This is a genomic window from Micromonospora lutea (genome assembly GCF_016863535.1).
Taxonomy (GTDB): domain Bacteria; phylum Actinomycetota; class Actinomycetes; order Mycobacteriales; family Micromonosporaceae; genus Micromonospora; species Micromonospora lutea.
This window is the reverse complement of the sequence record NZ_BOPB01000042.1, coordinates 1-17,295: the sequence shown is the minus strand read 5'-3', so window position 1 is coordinate 17,295 and position 17,295 is coordinate 1. Positions and strand designations below refer to the sequence as shown.

Genomic DNA, 17,295 nt, shown 5'->3' with positions numbered 1-17,295 from the left:
GGCGTCGTCGGCGGTGGCGGGTTCGTGTCGCCGTCGACGCGGACCATCTGCCACTGCTGGTTGGCACCGTTCCAGTCGTCGTACTGCACGATGTTGCCACCGTCGGCGGTCGAGGCGCCCTGCACCTCCATCACCTTGTTGCTGTTCCGGTTGATCAACCGGATGTAGCCACCGTCGGAGTCGGCCACCCGGAACTGCTGGTTCGCCCCGTTGTGGTCCGACCACTGCACGATGCTGGCACCGTTGGCGGTCGACCAGTTGTAGACGTCCAGCACCTTGTTGGACAGCCGGGACTTCAGCCGGTAGTAGCCACCACCGGAATCCACGAACTGCCACTGTTGCTGATTGCCGTTGTTCCGCGACCACTGAGTGATCCGCGCACCGTCGTTCGTGGCGAGGTTGTACACGTCCAAGGCCTTGCCGCTGTTGCGGTTGACCAGCACGTACCACGCGTTCGTGTCGATCGTCGCCGCCGCTGCGGGTGTCGACACCGCCACTGCGGCTGCACTACCGGCCACCACAGCCGTCACACCGGCGGCGGCCACTCGCAGCAACCATCTACGTTGCCGCGGCGGCGGCGTGAGAGATGGCGAGCTACCAAAGGCAGACATGTTCCTCCTTCAATGACCGAGACTCAACCAGCCCACCCGAGGACGGGCGAACCGCTGAGCGCACACGTTGCTGTTGTTAGCGCTAACATGGATGTCCGCATGTCCCCGCACACGCCTGGTCCACCCGGCCCGACGAAGCAGGCTTGCCCGGTAAGCCGTAGGCATCGCCGTCCTTGACCATCGACTGTGGGCGATAACATGTCGTTCGTCAAGACGTAACGTTCAGGAATCACGAGGCCGTGACGCTCTGGAGCCACCAGACCCAGGGCGAGATCCGACGCGGTCCCACCGCCGCTATCCAGCCACCCTGCTGTGCCCCACCACTTGCGGATGGTCCTGCGTGACAAGCCATCAGGAAAGGAACAATGGTGGCGCTAACATCGAGCCTCGCACATGTCGCCCTTCACCGGGCTGCTGCTCGCCGTCCTGCCGGGCGGGCGCGCCCGGGTGCCCTACGGGCGGGCGGGAATGCGGGGCACGCGCACAGGCGACCGAGATCGCCTCAGGACCGACACCCCGTTCCGCCGATCGGCGAAGGGCCGGGTCCGGTCCAGCGGGCTGGAAGACCGAACTCCGCCCGAGACACTGGAGCTGGAGCGCTCGTCAGCCCTCGATTGGCGGCCGGTCGCTGTTGAGGTGGAATGCGCGCTCCTCGGCCTCCTGGCGGGCCACGAGGAAGTCACGCTGCCAGTCCTGGGCCTCGTCCGGAATGCGCGCGACCACATGCTCACCGTGCATCCGCCCGTCCGCGTCGGTCAGGGTGACCCCGACGACGGTATGCCCACGGCCGGGTATGGCGTAGTGGCGCACCACCCAGCGGGCGGACGCCTGCGACGCATGGCGTCGGCGTCGGGCACCAGCCGTCATGGCCATCGAAACCAGCAGGACGGCGGTCAGCACGACGATGAGAATGACCAGGAACGCGATGATCCGCACCCACCCGAGGCTACCCCGCTTCGTGCCCGCGACGCAGCGTACGAGGCCGTCGTTGCACGTCCTCCCGGGCATTGGCGGGCAGGCCACCCCCGCGGACGCTTCGGCTCCGGCCGGGGGCGGTGATCCCGGACCGGAGCCGAAGTGTGCCTGGCGGCTGGATCAGGTGATGTTGATGTCGCTGCACCACATGTAGGTCTGGTCCATGTGTGACGCCTTCCAGATCACGAACAGGACGTGCTGACCGCTACGCCCGGACGGGATCGAGACGTTGAACGAGATGTTCTGCGTCGGCGCGTACCGGCCGGTCTGCAGGATCTGGTCGATGTTTCCCCAACCGACGCGCTGCGTGTTCGGGTTGAATCCTTGGCGGGTGACGTAGACCCGGAAGAAGTCAGCGCCGTGGCTGGCCTGGTCGTAGAACTGGAGCGTGAAGTTTCGGCTCACGTTCCTCGCCTTCCAGGCTCCCGGCTGGTTCAGCGCGTCGTTCCGGGAGAGGGCGTTGCTGCAGAGTTGACCGTCGGGCGTACGGGCCTGGTACTGCCCACCGAGGCCGTCCCGCAGCTGGCTCATCCAGTTCCACATGGTGTCGGGGTTGGCCTGGAATGCCCGGTAGCACATCGGGTCCTGCGTCTGCAGCGCCGGGTCCATGTGCCGGTGACCCCAGTTCTGCCAACACTGGTAAGCACGCGTGGCCGGGTTGATGACAGTGCCGTGGGCCTGGGCCGCACCCGCCCAGGGCAGCATGCCGAGCACCATGGTCAGCGCCAGGAGCAGCGCCCGGACAGCTGGCCGGGATCGCCGGCCGGATCGGTGGAGATCGTGTGAACGCACGGTGCATCCTCCATTTCTGAAGCGCTCGCCGGGACGGGTGGGAGCGCTTCCAGCAGTATCACACCAATTGGACTGCATATCAACGATCGTCTATTGATATCGGCCGCCTTCATTTGGCCTTGATCGTCATTCTTGATCGGCACGTCATCGCCACATCGAACGCGCAGGGTCGCGACATTCGTGATCGAAATTGACGCGATCATCCGACGACCGACCACCACCACCCGCGCAGCCGGCCCGCCCCACCCCCTTGACACTACGAGTGAGCCAGGCCACACTACGCTCTGCTAATTCGATTTAGCGCCCACGTTCACCTCCGAGACGGGTCATCGGGGCGAGGGACAGCGAGAGGCGCACACCGGGAGGAGTCATCCCAGATGAGAAAAGTGACCGGAAGACGCAGGCTCAGCCGTGCGATCTCATTGCTCGCGATCATGTCACTGGGCGCAGGTGCCAGCGCCACTGTCTCCGCGCCAGCCGCCCTCGCCGGCAAGCGCACGATCGTGGAGGGTGCGACCGTCAAGCCGGATCGCGGTTCACCCACCGGACACACCGTCACGTTCGTCTATCACAACCCGAACGCGACACAGGTCCGCCTCGCCGGGGACCTGACTCTGCTCGACGTCGGCACCGGCAACACGCGGTATCAGCCGGAGGAGTGGCAGCCGGGTCGGTACCACGCCGGAGGCACCGAGTTCACCAGGGACATGACCAGGGATTCGAAGGGGTACTGGTCGGTCTCACTTCCGCTGCACGCCGGCGGCATCAGCTACTGGTACCGGGTCTGGGACCCGACCCAGGGCTGGGAGAACAAGCGCATCTGGGACCCCACCTCGACCAACCCCCGTCCCCCGGGCGAATCCTCGTTCCGCGTCCGGAACAACGACGTACTCGATGCCGTCTACGTGCCGTACGCCAAGAAGCAGAACGACCCGGTGCTGAAGGAACGTGCGGAGTACGAACTCCCGATCGCGAACCGTAAGAAGCGCGGCACGGTGACGTACATCCCCTACACCACGATCCTCGGCGACAGCGGCCACTACCTCGGCGTCTACCTGCCGGCCAACTACGACGCCGACCGGGCGGAGCCGTACAAGGTGGCGTACCTCGCCCACGGCATCTTCGGTGACGAGACCGACTTCATGGTTCCGGCAAACGTGCCCAACATCCTGGACAACATGACGGCCAAGGGCGAGATCGAGCCCACTGTGGTGGTCACCATGGGGAACCACTTCACCGGCACCAGTCTCGGCTTCGGTTCCTACAACCAGACGAACGCGGCCAACAACCTGGTCCAGACGATCCTTCCGCTCATCGAGGAGAAGTACAACGTCTCGACCGAGCGGGAAGGCCGGGCCTACGCCGGGTTCTCCTACGGCGGCATGACGGGGGCCCACGTCATCAGGGGCTACCCGACCACGTTCGCCTACTACGGGCACTTCTCCGGTAACCCTTCCCTGTCCGCGCAGGACTACGACAACGTCGCGGCCGCAGTCGGCGACGACGACCTCTTCGTGTTCCTCGGCAACGGTGTCTTCGAAGGCAACCTCAACGCCCAGAACGCCATCGCGGACAACTTCAGGGCCCGCGGGTATGCCGCCGAGACCGCCCAGGTTCCCGGCGCGCACGACGGAATGACGGCGAGTCAACTGTTCACGATCTTCGCCCGCGACCACCTGTGGTCGAAAGTCGAGACCGTGGGCACCGCGCCGACCGTGATCAAGGCGAAGGCCGCGCCCGCGTCGATCGTCCGTGGTGGCACCTTCAAGCTGGACGTCGAGGTACGGGCACAGTCCCAGCACAAGAAGGCGCCGAAGGTGACGGGCGAAATCACCGTCGCCTTCGGTGGCACCACCCAGGTGGTCGCGTTGGCCGGCGGCAAGGCCGTCGTGCAGCTGCCGACCACCGGGCTGTCGGCAGGGGTGTATCCGGTACACGTCGCCTACTCCGGTGACCGGAACTACGCGCCCGCGGACGGGGTCCACCAGCAGCTACGGGTCCGGTAACACGCAACGTGGTGGGCCGGCGACCTCCGCCGTCGGCCCACCGCTGACCGGCCCGTACCGCATCCGGCCTGGTCGGGGGCGCTCAGGGGCGCAGTCGTCTCGGCAGACGGCCGAGCGCCGCGTCGATCTCGCGCAGTGCGCTGTGGCTGGTCAGGTGCTTCCGGTCCGCGCCGAGTGGGGCGTGCTCCCCGCAGAACCACACCGCGCCTGCGGGATGCCCAACCCAGCCGGGTGGCGGGTTGACGGCGTCGGCGAAGTACACCAGGACGAAATCGCTCCGAGCGCCGTCGGACGGTGACTGATCTGGTTCGAGGTGGCAGACGTGGCAGCACGGGGGGAGCATGCGAGCAGCTGGCAGCCGGCTGCCAGGGAGCCCGGCACCTGGTGGTGCCGGGCTCCCTGATCTGACGGTGAACCGGAGACCCGGTCAGGTCGCGGTGCAGGTCAGGGTCGGGGTCGTATTGCTGCCGTTCCAGCTGCCGAGGAATCCGAAGGTGGTGCGGCCCCCGGCGCCAAGCGAGCCGTTGAAGGAGACATTGGTCGCCGTCACCGCCGAGCCGCTCGCGCTGATGGTCGCGTTCCACGCCTGAGTGATCGTCTGGCCGTTGGCGAAAGTCCAGGTCACCCGCCAACCGGTGATCGGGGACGAGCCGGCGGTCACCTGGACCTCACCCTGGAAGCCGCCCTGCCACTGGTTGGTGACGCTGTAGGTCGCCGTGCAGCCACGCGTGCTCGGCGGCGGGGTCGTCGGGTTCGGCGGCGGAGTAGTCGGGTTCGGCGGCGGCGGGGTGGTGGGCGTCGGGGTGGGCGGCGGCGGCCAGCCCGGGCCGCCGGGCGGCCAACCGACCAGGCCGCCGCGGTACTGCCCGGCGACGACGGTCATCAGCCGGTTGGCTCCCGCGATGCTGCCGCCGGTGGTGGCCATGCCGCCGGTGGTCGTACCGGTGAGGCTGCCACCCACGTAGACCTCGTAGGTCTGCCCGTGCTGGATCCGGTTGGAGGAGAAGACCACCTCCCGGAAGTTCTTGGGGGCACGGTAGGAGACGAGCACCTGGCCGCCGGAGACCAGATGGAGCAGGGTGCCGGCCGGCTGGCTGCTGGACAGTTGCGGGGCGACCCAACCCTGACCCGAGGTCGGCGGCAGGCTGAGCACCGCCATCGAGGTCGATCCCGCCCCGAGCACGGTGCCGCCATTGAAGTAGACCGGGCCGTTCGAGTCGATAGCGCCCTCACCGGGACTGCCGGTGGCCGGCCCACTGACCACGACCGTGCCGGCGGCGAAGGTCACCGACCCGTTGGAGTCGATGCCGTCGATGCTGGAGTTGACCAGGGTGGTGCCGCCGGTGAAGCGAACGAAGGCGTTCGGTGCCACGTCGAAGTCGCCGTACCCGTCCTCGACGGCGTTGATCGCGTCGTCGCGGGCGGTGACGTTGACGGTGCCGCCGCTGATGGTGATCTGCCGGCTCTCGATCGCCTCGAAAGAGTTGGTCACGGTGACGGTGCCGCCGGAGATGGCGACGGTGTTCTCACCCTTGATCGCGTCGTCACCCGCGTTCACCCGGACGGAGCCGTTGGTGATGGTGAGCCGCCCTCGGTCGACATCACTGTCGGTGGACTTGATGCCGTCACCACCAGCGGTCACGTCGATGGTGCCGCCGTTGATGTCGAGGAAGTCCTTGCCCCGGATGCCGTCGTCGACAGCATTCACGGTGATCGTGCCCGACTCGATGATCAGGCCGTCCTTGCTGACGATGCCGTCGTACGCGTTGCCTTGCACGATCAACGCGCCGGATCCGTTGATCCGCAGGTCGGACTTGCTGAACAGCGCCGCGTCCGGCTCGTCGGTGTTCGGATCCGGATAGACGTACCTGGTCGCGTCGGAGAGCCGGCTGGTGGTGCCGGCCGCGAGCGTGATCACGACCTCATCGGCGTCGGCGACCTGCAACGGCGCGTTGCTGGAGTTGGAGATGGCGGCACCGTTGAGGATCAGATTCACGGCACCCGAAGCGGCGGTGTCGACGTTGAGGTAGCCGTCGTTGAGGGTGCCGCTGATCTCGTAGGTGCCTGGAGCAGTGATCGTCACGGCGCGCCCGGCGATGGTGACGTCGGCGCTCGGGCTGGTGGCACTGGCGCCGGTCAGCGTGATGGGGACGGTCGCCTGCGCGGTGGCCGGTGCCCCCAGCGGACCGACGGTCAGTGCGACCGCGAGCCCGAGGGGGACAATGGCTCTCAGCGGGATGCGTTTCATGGCTCTGTCCTGACTTGGATCGATGGGACGGGATCCACGCGTTCGCCACTATAGATGAATGTCGATTAGCTTCGGGTGATTCGCCCACACTGTGGCCACCTCCCAGGTGCCGACCGCAGACGCGACGAGCCGATGGCCATCAGGATGACCATCGGCTCGGTGACGCTTGCCTGTCGCCCGGACGGCTGCCGGCCAGGCGGGCTACGTGATCAACTACGAAGTGGGCCGGGCCGAGGCTCAGCTCGGCCCGAGACCACCGGACGGGTGCCGGTCAGCCGGCAACCCGCCGGTCTTCGCCGGTGCGGTTCAGCGGTTCCGCTTCGCTGCCCGCTTGCGGGGCGGCGTCAACAGGTCGGCGATCGCGGCGATGGCCGACGGCACCAGCCGGTAGTACGCCCACACCCCACGCTTGTCCCGCTCTAGCAGGCCCGCCTCGGTGAGGATCCGAAGGTGGTGACTCACGGTCGGCTGGGAAAGCCCGAGCGGTGCGGTGAGGTCACTCACGGACGCCTCCCCGTCCGGTGACGACTGGATCAGGCTGAGCAGTCGCAGTCGGGCCGGGTCGGCGAACGCCTTCAGCACCCCCGCGAGCCGCTCGGCATCGGCAGGCTTGATCGGTTCGCCGGCGAGGGGCGAGATGGCCGGCGTCCTGGTCTCCACAGTTCCCACACCTGCATCGTTGCAGCATCACCGCCAATCGGCGGTGAAACGAGGCCTGTATCACCGTGAGTTGTACCGAATCCACCCCTGGGTCAAACCGGCTGGTCACGAGGAGGTACGGACGGGAGCGACAAGAGCCGGGCTCACACTGTGACGACAACCTTGGCGCGGGCGTGCTCGGTCTCGACGTACCGGATCGCGTCGGGCACCTCGCTGAGTCGGTAGGTCCGGTCGATGACCGGCGTCAGCTTGCCGGACTCAGCCAGCTCCCGCAGCTCGGCGAGGCGCCCCCGACCCGCCGTCACCGATGGCGCGACGATGCGGTGTCTGACGAAGCGCCCCACGATCGGCCCGCGGATCAACAGGCTCATCGGCCCGAAGAGACTCCCTCCGCTGAACGTGCCTCCCCCGGAGAGTACGAGCACCCCGTCCGGAGTGAGAATCTGCCGAAAGCCGGTCAGCGACCGGTTGCCCACCAGGTCCAGCAGCACGTCGTAACGTCGGCCGGCGCGGACCGCCTCGGTGCGGGTGAAGTCCTCCCTGGTGTAGTCGACGACATGATCCGCACCGAGTGAACGGACCAGCTCGACGTTGCGGGTCCGGCACACCGCGGTCACCTGCGCGCCGTACGCCTTGGCCAACTGCACCGCGAAGGTGCCCACCCCGCCGGACGCCCCGTTGATCAGGACGTGCTGCCCGGCCCGGAGTCCGGCGGCGTCGCGCAGGCAGACCAGGGCGGTGGTGGCGGCCAGCGGGATCGCCGCCGCCCGCTCGAAGCTCAGGTTCGCCGGTTTCGCCTCGACCAGCTTCTCGGTCACGCACACGTACTCGGCGAAAGCACCACCGGCCGGGCCGGCCTCGCCGAACACCTCGTCGCCGGGCCTGAACCGGGTCACCGCGCGGCCGACCGCCTCGACCTGGCCGGCGAAATCCTGGCCCCGGACCATCGCCACGGGCCGGCGGAGCCCGAACGACAGTCGGGCCAGGTACGGGTCACCGCGCACGGCGTGCCAGTCGTACGCGTTGATCGAGCTTGCCCGCACCCGGACCAGCACCTCGTCGTCGCCGGGAGTTGGGATGTCGACCTCACACAGCCGCAGCACTTCGGGGGAGCCGTATCGGTGCTGCACGATCGCCTTCATCGGAATCTCCTCGCCGTCGCGTATCGGATGCGCTGTGACAGAGCCTGTCGGCACGGACCAGGCGACGCGTCGGCGCGGCGGCGACACCGCTCCTACTCCCCGCGCGGCAGCACGGAGGGTCGGCTACTCCGGCGGAGGTACGCCGAGTCACCCCCGTCCGGGCTGCCGTGAAGACCGTCGATCGGCCTACAGTGCGGGCATGAGCGGGTCGAACCCCGATGCCGAGCTGGCACCGCCTCTCGGGCGGGCGACGTCCCGACGCGGCCCCGGCCTGGCGGTGCTCACCGCGCTCGGCCAACCGGCCGGAACCGCGATCATCGCCGGTTGGCAGCACGCCAGCGTCGGCACCATCGGGTACGCGCTGCTCGTGTTCAGTGGGCTCGCGCTGGCCGACCGGCACCGGTCCCCGAGGCGGAACTTCCTGATCGTGGTCGCCGCGACCCTGGCGTACCACCTGCTGAACCGGCCGTTCGGGGTGACGTTGCTGGCCCCGATGATCGCCGCAGCGGCGGTCGTGACCGCCGGTCACCGGTGGCTGGTGGCGGTGACGACCGCTGGGGCGTACGCCAGTTGGGTGGTGGTCAGCGGTGTCGCCGCGCGCCCGGCGCTGGCGGCGTTGGCCCTGATCGTCGGTGCCGGCCTGGTCACCGAGATCGGCACGCTCGTCTCCCGCAGAATTCACGACGCCGGGGCGGAACGACGCCGGCTCTCCGAGGAACGGCAACGCCGCCGGGCCAGCGAGCAACGGCTGCTGATCGCCGCCGAGTTGCATGACGTACTCGGTCATCATCTGTCGCTGATCAACGTAAGGGCCGGCGTCGGTCTGCACCTGATGGACCGCGACCCGGAACAGGCACGGGCCGCGCTCCACGCGATTGCGCAGTCCAGCGCGGAGGCGCTACGCGAGGTTCAGACGGTGCTCAACACGCTCTATCCGACCGGCGAGGCCGCCCCGCGAGCCCCGACGCCGGGACTGGACCGGCTCGCCGAGCTGACCGAGGCGGCCGCGCTGCCGATCCGGACCGTGCTCGACGGTCCGGCCCGGGCGCTGCCCGCGGCCGTGGACCGGGCCGCGTACCGGATCGTGCAGGAGGCGCTGACCAACATCCGCCGGCACGCCGGGACAGGTGCCGCCGCCACCGTCACCATCGGGTACCGGCAGGACGCGTTGGTGGTCGAGATCGACGACGACGGCGGCGGCGTGCGGCATCCGGAGCCCGCTTGTGCGGGCAACGGCATCACGGGGATGCGGGAGCGGGCTGCCGCGTTGGGCGGCGAGCTGACCGCCGGCCCGGCACCCGACGGCAACGGCGGCTGGCGGGTACGTGCCACCCTGCCGCTGGGGAGCGACCAGACGCGGGAGGCGACATCGTGATCCGGGTACTGCTCGTCGACGATCAGGTGCTGGTCCGGGCCGGCTTCCGAGCGCTGCTGGACGCCGAGCCGGACATCACCGTCGTCGGCGAGGCCGGCGACGGTGCGCAGGCGGTCCGGCTGGCCCGGCAGACCGCTCCGGACGTGATCCTGATGGACATCCGGATGCCCGGCATGGACGGGTTGGCCGCCACCCGGCAGATAGCCGTTGATCCGGAGCTGTCCGGGGTGCGGATCGTCGTGCTCACCACCTTCGAGTTGGACGAGTACGTCGGCGAGGCGCTGCGCGCCGGTGCCGCCGGGTTCCTGGTGAAGAACACCCAGCCGGCCGAGCTGATCCAGGGCGTACGGGTGGTGGCTGCCGGGGACGGGCTGCTGTCGCCGAGTGTGACCCGGCGGGTGATCGAACAGTTCGCCGCCGGTACCGCCACGCCGGCAGCACCTCAACGGTTGGCCGGGCTGACCGAGCGGGAACGGGAGGTGGTGACCCTGGTCGGCATCGGACTGTCCAACGACGAGATCGCCGCGCGGCTGGTGGTCAGTCCGGCCACCGCCAAGACGCACGTGTCCCGGGCCATGGTCAAACTTGCTGCCCGGGACCGCGCCCAACTGGTGGTGTTCGCGTACGAGGCCGGCCTGGTCCGCCCCGGATGGCTACCCTGACCCGGCATCAGGCGCACCTGCGGGAAGGTGACGGCGAGAGACGACGGGCCGATGCCGGAGCACCGGCCCGTCGCCTTTCCCGGCTTGGCTACGGTCTACCCGGGTTCAGGCTCCCGCACAGGTGACGGTGGCCCCGCTGCCGTTCCCGGTCCCATGGAACCCGAAATTGGTGCTCGCCGAGCAGGGTCGTCAACAGATGTTGCGGACTGGAATCGATCTGGGCCCGAGGAATTCGGACGTCGTCGGCGGGTTCCTGGGCGTTCTCATCAGACTGCATCACCACCCGGCACACGAATTCGCCGGACGACGCGGCAACCGACGCAGCGCCCACATCACCGCACTAGGCGCCCTGTCCCTGGTTCTGCATCAGACCGCCGTCCATGAAGTACGTCGACCCGGTGACGTAGTCGGCGTCGTCGCTGGCCAGGAAGACGGCCAGCTTGGCGATCTCCTCAGGCTGTGCGGCACGCTTCCACGGGATCGACTGCACCTGCTCTTCGAGGAACTTCGGGTCGTCGATCGCCTGCTGGTTGAAGGGGGTGAGCACCATGCCCGGCCCGATGTTGTTCACGTTCATGTGCATCGGAGCGACCTCCAGGGCGATGCTCTTGGCCAGTTCGAGCATGCCGCCCTTGCTGGCGTCGTAATCGGAGCCACCGGCCCGAGCCACCTCTTGGTGGATCGAGGTGATGTTGATTATCTTGCCGTGCCCGCCCTCGTCACGGCGGTGCCGGATGAACCGCCGGCAACAGAAGAACATCCCGTACAGGTTGGTCCGGATCGCCCGGTCCCAGGTGTCGGTGTCCAGGTCGGCCACGGGTATCCCGGAGGCGTCCACACCCGCGTCGTTCATCAGGATGTCCAGCCGGTCGAACTCCGCCAGCGCCTCGTCGAACATCGCCTCGACCTGATGCTCGACGCTGATGTCGCCCTGCACCACGACAGCTCGCTGGCCCGCCTTCTCCACCTCGGCCTTCGTATGGTTCGCGCCTGCGTGGTCGTGCAGGTAGTGCACCACCACGTCGGCGCCCTCGCGAGCGAACTCGATCGCGGTGGCTTGTCCGATTCCCGAGTCCGAGCCGGTGATCATCGCGGTCCTGCCCGCCAGCCGTCCGGTCATCAGGGCTCCCTCCGTCGTTACCCGGTGCTGCGGCTTACCCGCCTGCCGGGGTCATAACCGAACCCGATCGGGCCCTGGGCACGGCAGCGGCGGAGCGGTGCCCGGGCCGACGTAAGGTCACCGCGCGTCCGCTGGACCGGTCCGGGCCTCGACCTGATCGATGATCCACGCCGCGTTGATGAGACCGATGTGGGACAACGCCTGGGGGAAGTTCCCGATCTGACTGCCGTCGCGGCGGTCTATCTCTTCCGACAGCAGGCCGACATCGTTCGCCCGGGCGGTGACGCTGTCGAAGATTCGTCGGGCTGCGTCGATCTGCCCGGCCAGGGCCAACGCCTCGACCAGCCAGTACGAGCAGGTGACGAAGGCACCCTCGTCACCCGCTCCGGTCCAGCGCTGCACGAGACCGTCCCTGGTCAGATCACGTTCGATGGACCGCACGGTGGAGAGCACCCGCTCGTCGTCGCCGGGCAGGAACCCGAGGATCGGCATACCAAGGACACCAGCGTCGAGGTGATCGGACCCGAACGCTCCGGTGAACGCAGCGGTGGACGTGTTCCAGCCCTCGCTGAGGATCGCTGCGCGGACCTCGTCCCTGGCCTTCGACCACCGCGGGACCTGCTCCTGGGCGTCGAGCGCCCGGGCCAACTTGACGGCCCGATCCAGAGCAACCCAGCACATCACCTTCGAGGTGAGGTAGTGCCGCTCCCCTTCGCGCCCTTCCCAGGGACCGGCATCGGGCTCCCGCCAGGTGTCAGCGGCCCGGTTCGCCAGGGATCGCAGCAGATTCGCGGCGGCCGGCGACAGGTCCATCACCTGGTCCCGTAGCACCCACGCGCACTCCAGCACCTCGCCGAGGACGTCGAGTTGCTTCTGCCGCCAGGCGTCGTTACCGACGCGCACCGGCCGGCTGTCGCGGTGACCCTCCAGATGATCCAGGGTGTGCTCGGTCAGGTCACGCTCACCAACAACGCCGAACATGATCGGCACGTGGTCGGCCTCGTCCACCGATCCCACCGATGCGGCGATCCAGTCGAAGAATCTGCGCGCTTCGTCGGGACAGGCGGCCACCCAGAGCGCCTTGAGGGTGAAGCTGCCGTCGCGGAGCCAGGCAAACCGGTAGTCCCAGTTCGCCGCGCCGCCGATCTCCTCCGGCAGTGAGGTGGTGGCTGCGGCGACCACCGCGCCGGTCGGCTGGTAGGTCAACGCCTGCAGGACCAGGGCGCTACGCCGGACCTGCTCCCGGTAGGGTCCCTGATAACCCTGGTGGATCTGATCCCAGGACTGCCACCCGGCGACGGTCTCGCGCAGTGCGGAACGCCCGTCCAGCGGTACGATCTGCGGGTCGTCGGCCCTCCGATGGTGCAGCGCGAACGCTGCGCTGTCGCCCTCGGCGAGAGTGAGTCGTCCGGTCACCAGTGGCCCCTCGAGGGTGAGACCGCGATCGCTGGTCAGCACCAGCCGGTCGGCGCCTGCGAATATTTCGATTCCCACCGGCGTCTCGGCAACCGTGGGAGTCATCAGGCCGTACTCCGGCCGGGCCGCGACCTCGATCGCCACCTCGACCGTGCCGCTGACAACCTCGATCTGCCGTAGCAGGACGTGCGGAGACGTGAAACCGATCCCGTGACCGCGTTCCCCGAATCCGAGGCTGAGGGCGTCGGTCAGCCACAGCACGCCGCCCGGGGTGTGAAACTCCGTGCGAAGCACCATCGTTCCGTCGAGGTACTGACGGGTGGTCGTGTACGGCCCGAGCGGCCGGATCGACCAATGGCCGCCAGCGCTGCCCAGCACCCGCGCGAACACGCTGGGCGCGTCGAATCTGGGCGGACACCACCAGTCCACGGACCCGTCCGAGGACACCAACGCGGCACCCTGACAGTCGCCGAGAAGCGCGTAGTCGCTGATCACCGCCACGCCTCCGCCTACCCGCCATCGCGACTCCTACGCCCGCACGCTGGCTTGATCAGCGGCGACCAAGTGCCGACTCCAGGCGTTGGATGAGCGTCTTGCGGCCCTTGCCAGCGCGCTCCGCGCGTAGTGCCGCCCGGAGCTGACCGGGGTCGAGGTCGCGGACGTGTCGCGCGGCTTCGGCGACCGGCAGTTCCGTGAGGGACACGGATGCCGCGGCGTTCCGGCGCGCACGCTTGGCCGGGCCGGTGTTGGCGACGTACTGCCTGCCGGACTTCGACGCCTTCCGCTTCTTGACGTCGGTCGCTTGCCGCTGCTCCGCGGAGAGCTGGTTCCACGCCTGATCGGGCAGGTAGCGGTCGGTCTCACCGTCGTGTCGCGCCCGGGTTCCGCCCTGCCTGGTCCGCCACTTCTGATCGCCCCACTGTTGCAGGGACTTCTGCCGCTCGTCCTTCGGGCCCTGGTAGCCGCCGCCGCGCTTCTGGTACTCCTTGGTGAGCAGTTGCGACTTGCGCGCCGACCACTGGCCCGCCCGGCCGCCCCGGTCGGACGCCTTGATCTCTTCTTTGAGCTGTTCTCGCAGCTCCGGCTTCGTGTACCGCGCCATGCGCGTGGGGTACCCGCCGTCGCGCACGGTACGCACGGCTCACGGCTCACGGCTCGGCGGCGTCGGTGTTCGGCCGGGCGCCGGCGATGAACGTGTCCAGGGCTGGCCCGTGCAACACGCCGCCGGGCAGCGGATCGCGCAGTGCCCGTGCCACCAGGCGCGCCACGGGCAGCCGGTGCGGGCGTGGTGCTGCGGCCAGCACCACGTTGCCGTACCGCCGGCCGCGCAGCATCCGCCGGTCGGCGACGACGCACACGTCGGCGAAGACCGCCCGCAGGGTGGCGGCCTGCACCCGGGTGAAGACCAGCGGCGGCAGGTCGGTGACGTTGACCAGGTAGATGCCGTCCGGGCGCAGAACCCGGGCGACCTCGGCCACGAAGGCCACGGCGGCCACGTGGGGTGGCATCCGGGCCGCGCGATAGATGTCGGCGAGCACCAGGTCGTACGCCCCGGCGGGCGCGGCGACGACCGCTTCCCGGGCGTCGGCGACGTGGATCTCGACACCGGCCGGTCGAGGCGGGAAGGCGCGCTCCACGAGTTCGACCACGGCCCGATCCCGCTCCACCACCACCTGCGGCGACCCGGGTCGCGTCGCGGCGACGTAGCGCGGAAGCGTCAGCGCCCCGCCGCCGAGATGCAGCACCTTCAGCGGATCACCGACCGGTGCCGCAAGATCGATTACGGCGGCCATCCGGCGGACGTACTCGAAATGCAGGTAGGTGGGATCGACGACATCCACGTACGACTGCTCGACGCCGCCGGCGAGCAGCGTACGCCCGGTCGACCGGGCCGGATCGACGGCCAGTTCGAGGCGCTCGTCGGCGTCCATGAACAGGCAGGCTAATCGGCATCCCGCAGGTCACCGAGGCTGGGTGGGCGACACCGGGTCGACTGACCCGACGAGGCAGCGCACTGGTACGGATCCACGTTCTCCACTACGATCGGCCATCGATACGTCACGATGGGTTGATCATTCCGCTGATTCGCGGGTGATTCGGTCTGCTTTAGGGGTTGACCAATGCCAGACGTCGCCAGGGTCGCCACGCGGTCGTACCCGTTCAGCCCTCCCGATCGACTCAACCTCGACCCCCTCTACGCCGTGCTGCGGCGCACCGAGCCACTCACCCGGGTACGGCTGCCGTTCGGCGAGGAGGCGTGGCTCGCCACCCGATACGCCGACGTGCGGACCGTTCTCGGTGACGCGAGATTCAGTCGGGCCGCCAGCGTCGGCCGGGACGAGCCGCGGCTCACCCCGAGGCAGATCGAGGGCGGCATCCTGTCCATGGATCCGCCGGAGCACACCCGGCTGCGGCGGCTGGTCGCCAAGGCGTTCACCGCCCGCCGGGTCGAGCAACTCCGGCCCCGGACCCGGCAGATCGCCGACGAACTGATCGATGCCATGGCGACGGCCGGGCCGCCGGCCGACCTGGTCGAGCATTTCGCCACCCCGCTGCCGATCCAGGTGATCTGTGAGCTGCTCGGGGTACCCTTCGCCGACCGGCATCTCTTCCACGTCTGGTCGGAGGCGATCGTCTCGACCACCTCGCTGTCACCCGAGCAGATCCACGAGTACCTCGACAACCTGTACGGGTACATCGGCGAACTCGTCCAGCAGCGGCGCCGGGAGCCCACCGACGACCTCATCTGCGCCATGGTGCGGGCGCGCGACGAGCACCAGGACCGGTTCACCGAACAGGAGGTCGTGCAGCTCGCCGCCGGGCTGCTCGCCGCCGGCCACGAAACCACAGTCACCCAGCTGCCCAACTTCGCGTACGTCCTGCTTACCCATCCGGACCAGTTGGCCTGGCTGCGGAACGAACCGGACCGGATTCCGACCGCGATCGAGGAACTGATGCGCTACGTCCCGCTCGGGGTGGCGTCCGCGTTCGCTCGGTACGCCACCGAGGACATCGAGGTCGGCGGGGTGCTGGTGCGAGCTGGCGAACCCGTGATCGCCTCGCTCTCCTCGGCGAACCGGGACGAGTCCGTCTTCGCCGATCCCGACCGGCTCGACCTTGGCCGCGAGACCAACCCGCACATCGGCTTCGGACACGGTGTGCACCACTGCCTGGGTGCCCAGCTCGCCCGGATGGAGTTGCAGGTCGGGATCGGCACCCTTGTCGCCCGGCTGCCCGAGCTGCGGATCGCCGTGCCCGAGGCGGAACTCACCTGGAAGAGCGGGATGATCGTCCGAGGTCTGGCCCGGATGCCGGTGACCTGGTGAGCGCCGACTGGCGGATTGAGGTCGACGCACGGCGCTGCATCGGCTCGGGCGGCTGCGCCGGCATGGCACCGGCCCACTTTCGGATGGAGTCGGGGGTGGCCACCCCGATCGCGGCGGCCGTCGAGCCGACCGAGACGGTGATCGACGCTGCAGAGTCGTGCCCGGTCGAGGCGATCGCGGTACGCGACGACGATGGCTCCCTGATCGCTCCGGCCTGACCCGTCGACCAGACCTTCATCTCCCACCACCAGGTGCGCCACCTCCTCCCGCACCGGTCATTCGCCGAAAAACTATCGGTCGAGGCCCGAAACTACCGGTTGAAAACCGGGGAGTCTTCTGCCAGCCTGAGAGGCATCGATCGATGTGATCGTTAACAATGTGTTCCGGACCTGGGAGGCGCCGCACCCGACCATCAGGCCCTTAACCACCTGCCAGGTGACCACCACCATCACCACCTGGAGCTCGGCGTCCACAACCACCTCCGACGGACTCCTCGCGACCTTCACCTACTGGTCAGGTGGCCAGAGCCGACTCGTCTCCGGACACCCGACCTGAGTTCCGGCCCGGTCGGCGGACTCGACATCGTGGGTTGCCCGCCAGCAGAGCGGTCCTCCCATCCGAACAGTGACAGAAGTTTCCCATTCCACCTGTGGAGGATCAGCATGATCTCCCGGAACCGTCCCTCCGGGCGTCGACTTCGAACGCTCTCTGCCTCCGGAACCGCAGCGATAGTTGCGGTTCTCGTCGTCTCTCTGCTGCCTAGTCTCGCCCAGGCCGCCGAATCCACCCTCGCTGCGGCTGCGGCCCAGTCCGGGCGGTACTTCGGTGCTGCCGTAGCGGCGAACAAGCTCAGCGACGGCGCGTACACGACGATCCTGAACCGCGAGTTCGACAGCGTCACTCCCGAGAACGAAATGAAGATCGACGCGACCGAACCGCAGCAGAACAACTTCACGTTCGGC

Annotated in this window: 16 protein-coding genes and 1 pseudogene; 6 read left to right on the top strand and 11 right to left on the bottom strand. The window is 68.5% G+C overall.

Annotation, left to right across the window (positions count from 1 at the left end):
- From Vlu01_RS27105 to Vlu01_RS27095, 3 genes are all read right to left on the bottom strand, one after another.
- Positions 1 to 611: RICIN domain-containing protein (locus tag Vlu01_RS27105; RefSeq protein ID WP_204004920.1), on the bottom strand; the 611-nt coding region annotated here is incomplete at its 3' end.
- A gap of 603 nt (positions 612 to 1,214) precedes the next feature.
- Complete coding sequence (locus Vlu01_RS27100; protein ID WP_204004918.1) at positions 1,215 to 1,547, bottom strand: hypothetical protein; 333 nt, start codon at positions 1,545 to 1,547, stop codon at positions 1,215 to 1,217.
- A 159-nt stretch (positions 1,548 to 1,706) separates the two neighbouring features.
- Entirely contained in the window at positions 1,707 to 2,378 is a 672-nt protein-coding gene (locus Vlu01_RS27095; RefSeq protein WP_239096158.1) for a lytic polysaccharide monooxygenase auxiliary activity family 9 protein, read from the bottom strand.
- Positions 2,379 to 2,812: 434 nt separating this feature from the next.
- Here Vlu01_RS27095 and Vlu01_RS27090 point away from each other — a divergent pair, with 434 nt between their 5' ends.
- Positions 2,813 to 4,384, top strand: coding sequence for an alpha/beta hydrolase-fold protein (locus tag Vlu01_RS27090; protein ID WP_204004914.1), 1,572 nt, complete (start codon positions 2,813 to 2,815; stop codon positions 4,382 to 4,384).
- 82 nt (positions 4,385 to 4,466) lie between these two features.
- Here Vlu01_RS27090 and Vlu01_RS27085 read toward each other — a convergent pair whose 3' ends face one another.
- The 4 genes from Vlu01_RS27085 to Vlu01_RS27070 form a co-directional block, all read right to left on the bottom strand.
- The gene (locus tag Vlu01_RS27085; RefSeq protein WP_204004911.1) at positions 4,467 to 4,727 is read right to left on the bottom strand and encodes a hypothetical protein; all 261 of its coding nucleotides are present in this window, start codon (positions 4,725 to 4,727) and stop codon (positions 4,467 to 4,469) included.
- An 84-nt stretch (positions 4,728 to 4,811) separates the two neighbouring features.
- Positions 4,812 to 6,632 carry a carbohydrate-binding domain-containing protein gene (locus Vlu01_RS27080; protein WP_204004909.1) on the bottom strand — a complete coding sequence of 607 codons (1,821 nt, stop codon included), beginning with the start codon at positions 6,630 to 6,632 and terminating at the stop codon, positions 4,812 to 4,814.
- Between the two features lie 306 nt (positions 6,633 to 6,938).
- The gene (locus Vlu01_RS27075) at positions 6,939 to 7,301 is read right to left on the bottom strand and encodes an ArsR/SmtB family transcription factor (protein WP_204004907.1); all 363 of its coding nucleotides are present in this window, start codon (positions 7,299 to 7,301) and stop codon (positions 6,939 to 6,941) included.
- Positions 7,302 to 7,435: 134 nt separating this feature from the next.
- Positions 7,436 to 8,434 carry an NAD(P)-dependent alcohol dehydrogenase gene (locus Vlu01_RS27070; protein ID WP_204004905.1) on the bottom strand — a complete coding sequence of 333 codons (999 nt, stop codon included), beginning with the start codon at positions 8,432 to 8,434 and terminating at the stop codon, positions 7,436 to 7,438.
- 199 nt (positions 8,435 to 8,633) lie between these two features.
- Between Vlu01_RS27070 and Vlu01_RS27065 the strand changes: the two genes are divergently transcribed.
- Positions 8,634 to 9,809 carry a sensor histidine kinase gene (locus tag Vlu01_RS27065; RefSeq protein ID WP_204004904.1) on the top strand — a complete coding sequence of 392 codons (1,176 nt, stop codon included), beginning with the start codon at positions 8,634 to 8,636 and terminating at the stop codon, positions 9,807 to 9,809.
- Entirely contained in the window at positions 9,806 to 10,471 is a 666-nt protein-coding gene (locus tag Vlu01_RS27060; protein ID WP_204004902.1) for a response regulator transcription factor, read from the top strand. Before Vlu01_RS27065 ends, Vlu01_RS27060 begins: the two co-directional genes overlap by 4 nt.
- 340 nt (positions 10,472 to 10,811) lie before the next feature.
- Here Vlu01_RS27060 and Vlu01_RS27055 read toward each other — a convergent pair whose 3' ends face one another.
- The 4 genes and pseudogenes from Vlu01_RS27055 to Vlu01_RS27040 form a co-directional block, all read right to left on the bottom strand.
- The gene (locus Vlu01_RS27055; RefSeq protein ID WP_204004900.1) at positions 10,812 to 11,591 is read right to left on the bottom strand and encodes an SDR family oxidoreductase; all 780 of its coding nucleotides are present in this window, start codon (positions 11,589 to 11,591) and stop codon (positions 10,812 to 10,814) included.
- Positions 11,592 to 11,708: 117 nt separating this feature from the next.
- Positions 11,709 to 13,517, bottom strand: a pseudogene (locus Vlu01_RS27050) (glycoside hydrolase family 15 protein); the annotation flags it as partial.
- Positions 13,518 to 13,557: 40 nt separating this feature from the next.
- The gene (locus tag Vlu01_RS27045; protein WP_204004895.1) at positions 13,558 to 14,109 is read right to left on the bottom strand and encodes a hypothetical protein; all 552 of its coding nucleotides are present in this window, start codon (positions 14,107 to 14,109) and stop codon (positions 13,558 to 13,560) included.
- A gap of 46 nt (positions 14,110 to 14,155) precedes the next feature.
- The gene (locus tag Vlu01_RS27040; protein WP_204004893.1) at positions 14,156 to 14,938 is read right to left on the bottom strand and encodes a spermidine synthase; all 783 of its coding nucleotides are present in this window, start codon (positions 14,936 to 14,938) and stop codon (positions 14,156 to 14,158) included.
- Between the two features lie 189 nt (positions 14,939 to 15,127).
- Here Vlu01_RS27040 and Vlu01_RS27035 point away from each other — a divergent pair, with 189 nt between their 5' ends.
- From Vlu01_RS27035 to Vlu01_RS27025, 3 genes are all read left to right on the top strand, one after another.
- Positions 15,128 to 16,333, top strand: coding sequence for a cytochrome P450 (locus Vlu01_RS27035; protein ID WP_204004891.1), 1,206 nt, complete (start codon positions 15,128 to 15,130; stop codon positions 16,331 to 16,333).
- Positions 16,330 to 16,551, top strand: a complete 222-nt coding sequence (locus tag Vlu01_RS27030) for a ferredoxin (RefSeq protein ID WP_204004889.1) — start codon at positions 16,330 to 16,332, stop codon at positions 16,549 to 16,551. Before Vlu01_RS27035 ends, Vlu01_RS27030 begins: the two co-directional genes overlap by 4 nt.
- A gap of 444 nt (positions 16,552 to 16,995) precedes the next feature.
- Positions 16,996 to 17,295 (top strand): endo-1,4-beta-xylanase (locus Vlu01_RS27025; protein WP_239096157.1); only part of this gene is annotated, 300 nt, incomplete at its 3' end.

Excerpts from the sequence above, each read along its gene's own strand:
- Vlu01_RS27090 (WP_204004914.1), top strand. The coding sequence starts at position 2,813 with ATGTCACTGGGCGCAGGTGCCAGCGCCACTGTCTCCGCGCCAGCCGCC.
- Vlu01_RS27085 (WP_204004911.1), bottom strand. The coding sequence starts at position 4,727 with ATGCTCCCCCCGTGCTGCCACGTCTGCCACCTCGAACCAGATCAGTCA.
- Vlu01_RS27080 (WP_204004909.1), bottom strand. The coding sequence starts at position 6,632 with ATGAAACGCATCCCGCTGAGAGCCATTGTCCCCCTCGGGCTCGCGGTC.
- Vlu01_RS27070 (WP_204004905.1), bottom strand. The coding sequence starts at position 8,434 with ATGAAGGCGATCGTGCAGCACCGATACGGCTCCCCCGAAGTGCTGCGG.
- Vlu01_RS27065 (WP_204004904.1), top strand. The coding sequence starts at position 8,634 with ATGAGCGGGTCGAACCCCGATGCCGAGCTGGCACCGCCTCTCGGGCGG.
- Vlu01_RS27055 (WP_204004900.1), bottom strand. The coding sequence starts at position 11,591 with ATGACCGGACGGCTGGCGGGCAGGACCGCGATGATCACCGGCTCGGAC.
- Vlu01_RS27045 (WP_204004895.1), bottom strand. The coding sequence starts at position 14,109 with ATGGCGCGGTACACGAAGCCGGAGCTGCGAGAACAGCTCAAAGAAGAG.
- Vlu01_RS27040 (WP_204004893.1), bottom strand. The coding sequence starts at position 14,938 with ATGGACGCCGACGAGCGCCTCGAACTGGCCGTCGATCCGGCCCGGTCG.
- Vlu01_RS27035 (WP_204004891.1), top strand. The coding sequence starts at position 15,128 with ATGCCAGACGTCGCCAGGGTCGCCACGCGGTCGTACCCGTTCAGCCCT.